Source organism: Thermosipho sp. 1074 (genome assembly GCF_001999655.1).
Lineage (GTDB): Bacteria > Thermotogota > Thermotogae > Thermotogales > Fervidobacteriaceae > Thermosipho > Thermosipho affectus.
In genome coordinates this window covers 99281-110818 of record NZ_LBEX01000015.1, presented here as the reverse complement: position 1 = coordinate 110818, position 11538 = coordinate 99281, and the positions used below count along the sequence as shown (strand labels likewise).

At 31.9% G+C, this 11538-nt stretch carries 10 protein-coding genes and 1 riboswitch; of the genes, 7 read left to right on the top strand and 3 right to left on the bottom strand.

All coding sequences use genetic code 11. The features are described 5' to 3' along the window. Nucleotides 1–9: 9 nt before the first annotated feature. The 3 genes from nagA to XO08_RS04720 all read left to right on the top strand — a co-directional run bounded on the left by nagA (nt 10) and on the right by XO08_RS04720 (nt 2943). Nucleotides 10–1062 (top strand): N-acetylglucosamine-6-phosphate deacetylase, encoded by a 1053-nt coding sequence (nagA, locus tag XO08_RS04730; RefSeq protein WP_075665885.1) that lies wholly within the window; start codon nt 10–12, stop codon nt 1060–1062. After that, nucleotides 1055–1242: riboswitch (cobalamin riboswitch) on the top strand. (Overlaps the previous gene by 8 nt.) A gap of 50 nt (nt 1243–1292) precedes the next feature. Next, nucleotides 1293–2309 (top strand): nicotinate-nucleotide--dimethylbenzimidazole phosphoribosyltransferase, encoded by a 1017-nt coding sequence (gene cobT / locus XO08_RS04725; RefSeq protein WP_075666709.1) that lies wholly within the window; start codon nt 1293–1295, stop codon nt 2307–2309. Between the two features lies 1 nt (nt 2310). Continuing rightward, the gene (locus tag XO08_RS04720) at nt 2311–2943 is read left to right on the top strand and encodes a diphthine--ammonia ligase (protein ID WP_075665884.1); all 633 of its coding nucleotides are present in this window, start codon (nt 2311–2313) and stop codon (nt 2941–2943) included. A gap of 20 nt (nt 2944–2963) precedes the next feature. Here the strand turns inward: XO08_RS04720 and guaA are convergent, their stop codons facing one another. Genes guaA through XO08_RS04705 form a run of 3 tightly spaced genes read right to left on the bottom strand, consistent with a single transcriptional unit; the run spans nt 2964 to nt 6800 of the window. Continuing rightward, nucleotides 2964–4505 (bottom strand): glutamine-hydrolyzing GMP synthase, encoded by a 1542-nt coding sequence (guaA, locus tag XO08_RS04715; protein WP_077287419.1) that lies wholly within the window; start codon nt 4503–4505, stop codon nt 2964–2966. Nucleotides 4506–4529: 24 nt separating this feature from the next. Further along, complete coding sequence (locus tag XO08_RS04710; RefSeq protein WP_232218228.1) at nt 4530–5069, bottom strand: LemA family protein; 540 nt, start codon at nt 5067–5069, stop codon at nt 4530–4532. A gap of 9 nt (nt 5070–5078) precedes the next feature. Beyond that, the gene (locus XO08_RS04705) at nt 5079–6800 is read right to left on the bottom strand and encodes a DUF2207 domain-containing protein (RefSeq protein ID WP_077198253.1); all 1722 of its coding nucleotides are present in this window, start codon (nt 6798–6800) and stop codon (nt 5079–5081) included. Nucleotides 6801–6914: 114 nt separating this feature from the next. Between XO08_RS04705 and XO08_RS04700 the strand changes: the two genes are divergently transcribed. From XO08_RS04700 to XO08_RS04685, 4 genes are all read left to right on the top strand, one after another. Further along, nucleotides 6915–8186: an HD domain-containing phosphohydrolase gene (locus tag XO08_RS04700; protein ID WP_075665880.1), complete on the top strand. Its 1272-nt coding sequence runs from the start codon at nt 6915–6917 to the stop codon at nt 8184–8186. 147 nt (nt 8187–8333) lie between these two features. Next, the gene (locus tag XO08_RS04695) at nt 8334–8774 is read left to right on the top strand and encodes an OsmC family protein (RefSeq protein ID WP_075665879.1); all 441 of its coding nucleotides are present in this window, start codon (nt 8334–8336) and stop codon (nt 8772–8774) included. Nucleotides 8775–9182: 408 nt separating this feature from the next. Next, nucleotides 9183–9728, top strand: a complete 546-nt coding sequence (locus XO08_RS04690; protein ID WP_075665878.1) for a C40 family peptidase — start codon at nt 9183–9185, stop codon at nt 9726–9728. A 117-nt stretch (nt 9729–9845) separates the two neighbouring features. After that, nucleotides 9846–11525, top strand: coding sequence for a methyl-accepting chemotaxis protein (locus tag XO08_RS04685; RefSeq protein ID WP_075665877.1), 1680 nt, complete (start codon nt 9846–9848; stop codon nt 11523–11525). Nucleotides 11526–11538 lie beyond the last annotated feature (13 nt).

Genomic DNA, 11538 nt, shown 5'->3' with positions numbered 1-11538 from the left:
AGGTATTATATGATAATAGAAAAAGCACTCATAGTTGATCCAATTGAAGGAGAATTTACAGGAGATATAGAATTTGATAAAAAGATAATAAATGTAAAAAAATACGATTGTACCCCCAAACTTTTATTAATGCCAGGATTTGTGGATACACACACCCACGGATATATGGGAATAGATTGTATGACTGCAACAGATAAAGATTTTAACATTTGGGGGAATAAGGTCCTATCTAACGGTGTTACATATCTTTTTCCCACTACCGTTTCTCATTCTTTTGAAGTACTAAATAATGTAACACAAAATTTTTCAAATGCCACGCACCCTTCCCTTATGGGATTGCACTTTGAAGGCCCTTTTTTAAATAAAAAGAAAGCGGGAGCTCAAAACAAAGCATATATACAATCTTTTAACGATGCACTTCCACAACTTAAAAATGTAAAAATTTTAAGTTTTGCACCAGAACTTCCCAATTCAAAGGATCTACTGGAAAAATTAAGAAAAAACAATATTGTTCCTTCAATTGGACATTCAAATGCAAATTACAAGATTTTTAAAGAGTTCTTTGACCTTGATGTTAAAAGAATTACACACTTTCCCAATGCCCTATCTACGTTACATCACAGAGAAGTTGGCATTGTAGGTGGTGTTTTTTTACACAAACCGTACGTTGAGATAATTGCAGATTTTGTACATTCATCTCCTGAATTTTTAAAATTAGTATACCAAACACTAGGTGCAAAAAAAATTATCCTTATTACAGATAGTATATCAGCCACAGGACTTGGCGATGGCATTTACACACTGGGAAATCTTCTTGTAAAGGTAAAAGATAATATAGCAAGGCTTGAAGATGGAACCCTTGCAGGAAGCACACTAAAATTCATAGATGGGCTCAAAAATTTCAAAAAGGCCACCAATTGCTCTCTAAAAGAACTCTCATGGGTATCTTCTTTTAACACACTTAAAAATTTAAAAATAGACACAGGACGGATCAAAATAGGATATGATGCTAAGTTTGTGTTACTAAATCAAGACCTAAATATTATAGATACTGTGGTATAATTTTAGAGAAAATTTATACTAAAAACATCCAAGAAAAGGGAACACCGGTGAAAATCCGGGGCTGCCCAGCAACCGTAACCGGGGACGAAATCTGCAAATACCACTGGGGGAAACCTGGGAAGGTGTAGAAAGTAGGATGATCCGGGAGCCGGGAAACCTATCTTGGATGTATAAATTCCACAAAAGCTCAGGGCTTTTTGTGGAAGTTTTTGTTTGTAGGAGGGGATAAAATGACACTTAGGGAGAAAGTCATCAACAGACTAAACAACCTCACAAAGCCTGTAGGAAGTCTTGGATACTTGGAAGAAATAGCATTAAAAATTTCTCTTATCCAAGAAAAAGAACTTCCAGAACTTTTTAACGACAAAAGGGTTTATGTATTTGCAGGAGATCATGGGGTGGTAGAAGAGAAAGTTTCGGCATATCCAAAAGAAGTAACATTTCAAATGGTCCTTAACTTCTTAAACCAAGGAGCGGCAATTAACGTTTTTTCAAAACACGTGGGGGCAAAAGTCTATGTTGTTGATGCAGGAGTTGACTATGATTTTGATCAACATCCATCTTTAATAGTAAAGAAAGTGGGATATGGTACAAAAAATTTCACAAAAGGTCCTGCTATGTCAAAAGATGATGCGTTAAAATCCGTAGAGTATGGACAAAAAATTGCAAAAGATGCAATTAATGAAGGTGCAGACTTACTGGCTATAGGTGATATGGGAATAGGAAACACTACCACTGCAACTGCAATTGCAGCTGCTTTTGGATTTAATCTAGATGAAATACTAGATATAGGTACTCCTATAGACAACGAAAAACTAAAAAGAAAAAAACAAGTTGTGGAAAAGGCGATAAAAGTAAACAATCCCAATCCATCAGATTCCATAGACGTCCTTTCAAAAGTGGGGAGCTATTGCATAGGAGAAATGGCAGGATTTATACTCCAAGCAGTTGAAGAAAAAATACCAGTAGTTATAGATGGTTTTCCCACTACAGCGGGATTTCTCATAGCATATCATATAGATAAAAAGGTAAAAGATTACGTCCTCTTTGGTCATAAGTCCAAAGTAAAAGGACATAAAGTAATACTAGATTCAATAAACGAAAGACCTATTTTGGATTTAGATATGCGTCTTGGAGAAGGTACAGGTGCGGTACTTTCTATGTACCTGATCGAAGCTGCGATAAAAATGATAAGGGAAATGGCTACATTCGAATCTGCAAATGTTTCAAAAGGAAGCGATCAATAAAATGGGAAAAGTATTTTGTTCATGGAGTGGAGGAAAAGATTCCACACTTGCCTTGTACTACGGTCTTAAAAAATTTACAACGATTGATTATCTATTTACAATGTTATCAGAAGATAAGATTCATTCAAGGGCCCACGGCCTACCAAAACACATATTGGAACAACAAGCAAAAAGCTTGGGGCTACCACTTATAACTAAAAGTAGTAGCTGGGAAAACTATGAAAAAAACTTTCTTAAATTCCTAGAAGAATACGCATACAGTGGTATTGGAATATTTGGAGATATTGATTTACAAGCACACTTAGATTGGGTAAAAAACGTATGTTCAAAGAAAAACGTAAAAGTATTTGAACCCCTTTGGCAACGTAAAAGAAAAGACATAGTTAAAGAGTTTCTCTTGCTTGGATTCAAAGCAAAAATAATATCCATCAAAAAAGAACTCAAAAATTTTCTAGGTAGAGACTTGTCATTAGATTTAATAGAAGAATTTGAAAAAATGGGAATAGATGTATGTGGTGAAAATGGAGAATACCACACCTTTGTATATGATGGACCTATCTTTAAATTTCCAATTAAATTTAAAGTAAAGTCCACTATTGAAAAATCTGGTAAATTCATACTTGAAATAGTATAACACCCAAGCGGGGTGTTATACTACTCCCATTCTATAGTTGCAGGTGGTTTTGAGGTAATATCGTAAACTACTCTATTTACTCCTTCAACCTCATTTATTATTCTTTTTGCAACTTTATTTAAAAATTCATGTGGTAGTTTTGACCAATCTGCAGTCATACCATCAAAACTATTTACCGCCCTTAATGCTATTACATTTTCATACGTTCTATAATCTCCCATAACCCCTACAGATTTTATGGGAAGAAATACGGCAAATGCCTGCCAAACTTTCTCATACAAACCATTTTTCTTCAATTCTTCTATAAATATGTAATCTGCTTGTTGTAGTATTTCAACAGCTCTTTTTGTGATTTTTCCTACTATTCTTACGGCAAGTCCTGGTCCAGGGAATGGATGTCTATTAATCATATCATCTGGTAAACCCAATATCTTTCCCAATTTTCTTACTTCGTCTTTGAAAAGATACCTCAAAGGTTCTATTATTTTAAAAGGTAATTTCTCAGGGAGCCCCCCTACATTGTGATGTGTCTTTATCTTTGCCGCAGATTTTCTTTCGCTTACTTTACTTTCAATAATATCGGGGTATAACGTCCCTTGTGCCAAATATTTAATATTTCCATGCTCTTTAAGTAAATTCATAGAAGTTTCATAAAAAATATCTATGAAAGTATGACCAATTATCTTTCTTTTTTCTTCAGGATCTTCCATTCCTTCCAAAGCACTCAAAAACCTTTCTTTTGCATCTACAACGAATATCTCTATTCCTAAATTTTTAAATTTTTCTTCCACCTCTTCTCTTTCATTTAACCTCAAAAGTCCCGTATCAACAAAAATTGGAATGGAATTTTTCCCAATTGCTTTATGCAAAAGCATTGCAACTACAGACGAATCTACTCCACCAGACAAACCAAGTATAACTTTATCATTTCCCACAATTTGTCTTATTTCTCTTATCTTATCTTTTACAAAGTCACTCATCTGCCAATTTTTAGGCATCTTTGCTATTTTTGAGACAAAATTTTCCAAAATCTTACTTCCAAATTGCGTATGTGTCACTTCCGGGTGAAATTGCACCCCATAAATAGTTCCCTCTTTGTTTCTCACAGCGGCAAAAGGTGAATTTTCACTTTCACCAATGACGTAGAAACCTTCTGGAAGTTTTTCAACTCTATCTGAGTGACTCATCCAAACATCAAACTTTTCGGGTAATTCTTCAAATAAAGGATCTTTTTTCACCTTTAAAACTGCATGCCCAAATTCCCTTTTTTCTGATTTTTCCACCTTTCCTCCAAACTTGTAAACTAATGCCTGAAGGCCATAACAAATCCCCAATATGGGCACTTTCAAATTTAAAATGAAATCTGGAACATAAGGTGCATCTTTTTCATATACACTCGATGGTCCACCGGAAAGTATAACAGAAAAAGGATTCAAAGATTTTATTTCTTCTTCTGTTGCATCCCAAGGCAAAAGTTCTGCATAATAACCTTTTTCCCTGATTCTTCTGACAATAAGTTGTGTGTACTGTGAACCATAATCTAAAACAACCACCGTTTTCAAAAGGACACCCCCCACACTCTTTTTTTAAATATCTACATTTGGAACTTCCCTTTCCACTTCTTCAATCTTAAAAAATGATGCCTCTTTAAAATTAAACATCTTTGCAACTATATTTGTTGGAAAGACTGAGATTCTTGTGTTGTATTTCATAACTATATCGTTGTAAAATTGCCTTGCATATGCTATTTTATCCTCTGTTTTTTTTAGTTCCTCCATTAATTGCTTTACATTTTCATTTGCCTTTAACTCGGGATAATTTTCCACAAGTGCAAAAAGTCTTGATAGAAGACCTGTAATTTCATTCTCACTTTTTATCTTTTCATTCATATCTTTGCTAGAAATAGCAGCGGCTCTAGCTTTCATAACTTTTTCCAACGTCTCCTGTTCAAATTTCATATACCCCTTTACAGAATTGACAAGATTTGGTATCAAATCGTGTCTCCTTTTTAATTGTACATCGATTTGACTCCAGGCATTTTCCACTAACTTTTTCAATTTAACTAAATCGTTGTATAACACAACAATAAATGCAACAATCAAAATTACCCAAATCAAAATCTCCACCTCCATTTTTTAAAATGCTCCGCCGCCTCCGCCACCGGAGCCACCACCTACACCTCCTGCTCCACCACTAAACGTATTAGACGAAGATGCTGAAACGGCACTCGTTGCAACTGTAGACATAACCACAAATTGTCTACCAAAGCCCATATACGGATAATAGTATAACCGACTTTCTTCAAATTCCTTTGGTGCTACTTTTTTCAAATGTTTTTCTACTTTGTCTGCTATACCAAGTGCTGTTGCATAAACTAAATAATCTTCCCACAAAATAACTGATTCTGGCGGATACATGGAAAGTGCTGAATAATCTTCCAAAAATTTCATAAAATTGATCCACTTTAGATAATATTCCCTACCTTCTTTAGACCAACTTCCAAAAACATCTCTAGGCAATATAAAGGTAATACCACCTGCTAAAAACAACAACCCTGAAAAAATAAATTGATAGAGAAAGTTTTGCTTAAAAAACACAAGAAAGTAAAGAAAAGAAGCTATAACGGAAGTGATCCCTATTACGTATGAAATATATGTTCCCTTCACCGAAAGGTAATTTCTCGACCTTGCTTCATCCAAAACAAGTGTTTTATATACCTTAAAATCGTCCAAAAATTCTTTTGCAAGTTTTTTGTCTCTTGATAGAGCTTTTTTTAAATCAGAAAATGAAAATATTCCATCTCTGGAATATTTTTTCAAAAATTGATAAAAATACCCCTCTGTTGAGTTTAAATTACCTTCTTTTTCCAAAACTTCAATATATCCTTTCTTATCAAGATTTAAAAATCCTTTTCTGTATAAATCCATGATAACTGCGTTAATTCCATTTTCATCTATTTTTCCTAGTTGATTGATAACTATTGCATTTACTATATCGGGTGTATCTGGATACGGTATTTCCCTTTCATATACACCTTGATACGACACTTTCTTTTCTTTTCCAAAAAAATTAAATACCAAAAATAACAAAACAACCACCACTGCAAAAGTTATAGGCGGTAAAAATATCGAAAATACATATTTTTTTGTAAAATCATTTTCAATTTCTTCCGCCGACTTTAAAGTTAACATAGGATTTTCATACTGGTATTTAACGGGAATTTTCTCCATCAAAAATCGGGCTTCTAAAAACGTATTAGGAGGGATATTTTTGGCACTAAATATATATTCATTTCCTTTTTTTTGTACATTTAATTTGGGATGTGAATAAACTTTTAAGAGTCTTACATTTTTCGGAAAGATAAATCGTGCTACTAAATTTTCTACAGGTGAATTCCAATCTTCTCCCCAAAATTTCCTAAATACTTGAGAAACATCTTTTCCTTTTTCGTACACATATTTTGCATCGTATTTGACATGCAAAACTACACGTTTCATTTTCTCAGGTGAAATAGGTGCTTTTGAAATCCAAACCCTTGCTTTAAATCCTTTTGAATTTTTTTCTAAAAATTCTACCCATTCACCTTCAAAATTTTCAATCCAAAGCTTTACATTTTCTATATTTACCGCCCTACTCTGAGGTACTTCTCTATACACTCCCCTAAATGGTTCTTTCATCTCAAAGGTTATTATTTCATGTACGTGAAATACCCCATCTTTATCCATTTTTTGCTCTATATTTGCAAATTCTATTTTATACATTCCACTAAAAAACCATTTAGCATATCCACTTACCAAAAAAACAAAAACAAAATACCCAAAGATTAATGCAACCACACCAAAAATTATCCTCTTCATGTAATCCCCCCCTTTTTGTCAATTATACATTAAAAAAATACAATGGGAAAGTCTTTTAATTACATTAGAAATGATTCTCATTACATGTTATAATATTATTTAGGAGGATGGCAAATGAGATTTACGTTAAAAAACTTTATTCTTCTTTTTAAAGAAATAGGTTATAACGAATATAGAGATTTTGTTTTACACTCAATACATGTTGCAAAGTTTTCTTATCTTCTTGCAAAGGAACTTGGAATACCAAATTATGATGATGTTTTCATCGTTGGTCTTTTTCATGACATAGGATTTATCACACTAAACGAATTATTAAAATTAATAAATTCGTTAAATTATGGAGATCTCACAAAAATAGAACATTTAGAAAACATAGATACACATCCAAAAATTTCATATTACCTAATTAAAAACATTACATTTCTTGAAAAAGACGCAGTTGAAGCAGTAAAATATCATCACAGCGAATTTTCTGATAAAACTAAAGAAAGATTTATAGGTAGTATTATTAAATTATCTGATATTATTTCTTGGTACTTTTTCAAAATTAAAAACTTTGAAGATTACGCTGAAGTTATTCCTAGTCTATGGCAAAAAATTGAAAAGATAAAAATGCCTGAAAACATCAAGAAAGTTTCCATAAATATACTTAAAAATTACAAGATAATTGACAAATTAATAGATAATAAACTGCATTTTGAAACATTTAAAGATTTTTCAGTAAATCTATCGTTAAGAGAAAGCATAAATTTTACCAAAATAATAGCATTACTCCAAGAAATAAGAAGCCCAACAACAAAAGATCATGTCTTCTTTGTTTCAAAAGTTTCTCAAAAATTAGGTGAATACATTTTGGGAAAAGCAGACGGTATGATTTTAAAAATGGGTGGTTATTTACATGATCTTGGTAAATTAAAAACCCCCCTTAAAATCTTGCACAAGCCTGGTCCTTTGTCAGAAATAGAGCAACTAATCATGAAAAAACACATCATTGATACCATTAATATGCTAAATAATTCCAATTTTGAAAATTTAGCCATATTATGTGGGGCTCACCATGAAAGATTGGACGGCTCAGGCTATCCTTTTGGATTAACCGATGAATATTTAAATGTCTACAACCGGATAATAGCTATAGCAGATTATTATTCTGCATTGGTTGAACCTAGACCATATAGAGAGGCTTTACCATACAAAAAAGCACTTTTGATTTTAAAAAAGGAAGTTGATAATGGTAAACTTGATAACAAAATCTTCTATAACCTTAAAAACCTTGCTGAATCCGATAAAAGTTTGCAAAAAATTTCTTACATAGATGTCTTGGAAGATATTTTTGGGGATAATTTAAAAAATATTTTTAGTATAACTAAAAAGTTTTTCGATTAATCTGGATAAAAATTATATTGTTACTACTGCTTGTGATTTTTTTAACAACAATTCAATATATATATTTATTAACTGCAACAAAAAAATTACTATTCATTCATTTCTTCACTATAGATAAGTATTATAATCAATACAGGAGGTGATAATATGGCATTTGTAAAATTTGGAGTTTCAGCAGAAAGTGAAAATTTTACCAAAACACTAGTAACTGCAAGGAATTTTAAAATGACAATTGATGAACCTGAAAACCTTGGGGGAAAAGATGAAGGTCCAAATCCCGTTGAGTATCTTCTAGCAGCTTTTGCAGGCTGTTTAAATGTTGTAGGTCATTTGGTTGCAAAAGAAATGGGCTTTGAATTAAAAAAAATAAAAATAGATATCGAAGGAGATTTAAATCCAAATAAATTTTTAGGAAAACCTTCAGAAGATAGAACGGGATTTACCCAAATTAATGTTTCTCTTTCCCTTGAAACAAACGCTTCAGAAGAAACATTAAATGAATGGTTAAAAAAAGTCGAGCAAAGATGCCCTGTTTCAGACAACTTAGCAAATCCTACACCCATAAAGTTTTCATTAAGTAAATTTTAAGTGCATAACGTAAGAAATAACCTGGGTAATATAACATACGCCCAGGTTTTTTGTTATTCGTTATATGTTATATACATGTTATACTTCTAATTCCCTTAAAATTCAAACACTTTAACTATTTTAGATGAAAAGCTATTTATCACTCCAAAAAGAAAAATAGCAAATTTATATTTCTTTAGAAAACTTCCGATAATGAAATAAACGTTTACTTAATTAAAAGTGTATTTTCTTATCAAAAAAGCACTTACAACGTTATGTTTGTATCCTATCTATAGGAATTCGATTTTTTTGATGTTTAGTTTTTTCAATTTTAGTTTCTCCACCACATATGTGTAAATGGTAAAATAAAAATGGTAGCCTTCCAATAGAAGAAAAAATCAAATAACAATAAGGAGATAGTGAAAAATAATGGAAAATTACTTTGTGCTTGGATTAGTGTTAGGCTTAATTTTTGGAATATTTCTAGCAAATCACATACCACAAAATTTCCATCAAGTTCCAATTACAAATGCCGACAAAGAAAAATGGTTTAAAACTTTACCTTCATTAGAAGGAATACCATATCATTGGGGTGGGCAAAATCCTAAAAATGGATTTGATTGTTCTGGATTAATTGTTTATCTTTATAATCAACTTGGTGTCAAACACTTTGTCTATCAGGGAAAACTTGTATATGACGTTAGCGCAGATGCCTTGTTTAAATACAACGTCATATTAGAAGATGCAAGCAGCGCCAAACAGGGAGATTTAATCTTTTTCGATGTAAATGGTGATAGCATCATGGATCACGTTGCAATACTTGATAAAATTGACAAAAACGGAAAAGTATGGATTTGGGATGCTACAGACATTGTTGACGGAATTAACATAAATAAAGTTTCTCATAGAGTTCTTTCCAATATATGGAATAAAAATCCTATTTTTGGAAAACCTTTAAAAGTGATTTTTAAATAAAAAATAATAAAACATGTTTACGTGTATAAATTCACGTCAAATTTGTTTGAATCATACGTTAAATTCACGCAAAAAATATGTTAAAATATATTCAGAATAATTAAAAGGAGGGATTATATGAGGCAACATATAATACTAAAGCTAATAGTTCCAATGATTATTTTGGCATTTCTAATCGTTACAATCTTTATAAGTACTCATGTAATAACAAATTCTCAAAAATTTGACTCTTTAATTGTTAATTTGGCAGGAAGGCAAAGAATGTTAACACAAAAAATATCCAAAGAATCTTTAATAATCTCGCACGGTGACATGAGTTACAAAGAAAAACTCTCAAAGACTATGAAACTTTTCGAAACAACTTTATACGCATTAAAAGATGGAGGAAAAACATATACAGATCTTGCCATGAAAAATCCCGTAGAAATCCCACCTGCAGGAACCAACGAAATCAAAAACCAATTAATTGTTGTAGAAAAACTTTTCTTACCATTCAAAAACGCAATTCAAAAAGTTATAAACAGTAACGGAAAAGATAAAGATGCAATTAAATACATAATAGACAACAACGAAAAACTTCTTTCTGAAATGAACACCGCAGTTTCTCTGTTTCAAAAATTTGCCGAACGAAAAGTTTCTTGGATGAAACAGATACAAATTTGGTTAACTATATTAGGCTTTTCCATTGTTGCACTCTTCATTTTCATCTATTTAAACACCATTTACAAACCTCTAAAACATCTCCTTAAAACGCTTAAACAACTTGAATCAGGAGAAGCTGATCTTACAAAACAGATACCAGTTGTTACAAATGATGAATTGGGAAAAATTGCCAAAAGCTTCAATGCTTTTATTGAAATTGTTAAGAACATAGCAACATCAATTATTAAAAATACAAAAGAAGTATCCTCTTCCGTAAATAATCTAAAAGAATTTCTCAATAATGTAGGAGTTAAATCAGAAAATATCATGAAAGTAACAGATATATTCACAAACAACCTTCAAGAAATTGAAGAAAGTGTAGGTCAAATAGACTCTGATGTTCAGGAAGTTGCAAATTCCGCTGTATCTGTTGCTGAAACTGCAACAGAATTATCCTACAACATGAACGAAATCCTAGATGAAGCAAAAAATGGAATGGAAATCATTGACGAAATAAACAAAGATATAGAAGTAGTTAGCTTTGAATCAAATGAAATGCTAGAAAAATCTGAAATTCTCGAAAAATCTGCAAATGCGGTAAGTGATATATTGGGAGTTATAAGCGGAATAGCAGAACAAACAAACCTTTTAGCACTTAATGCGGCAATTGAAGCGGCAAGAGCAGGTGAAGCTGGAAAGGGATTTGCAGTAGTTGCCGATGAAATTAGAAATCTTGCCGAAGAAGCTAAAAAATCCACACAGGAAATTTCCATAAAACTTGGAAATATTAAGGAAGAATCAAAAGAAACAGCTGATTCAAGCCGCAAAATGGTAGCATCTATAAATGAAATAATTGAAAAGATGAAAAAGATGAACGAAAAATTTATCGTTATAAGAAAAAACGTAGAAAATACTTCAAGAAAGTCAGAAGACCTCGCTGCGGTATCTCAAGAACAAAGTGCATCCGCTGAAGAAATGGCAAGTAATATTAAAGAGATATCAAAGCTAATAGATGAAATAACACAAAATATGATAGAAATTAATCAAACAATCAATGAACAAGGTGAAGAAATCATTTCTGCAAAAGATAAAGCCAATGATATTTCAGAAATTGTACAAAAACTTAAAAAAAGTGTGGAAGGTTTTAAAGTTTAAAATCAAAAATGAG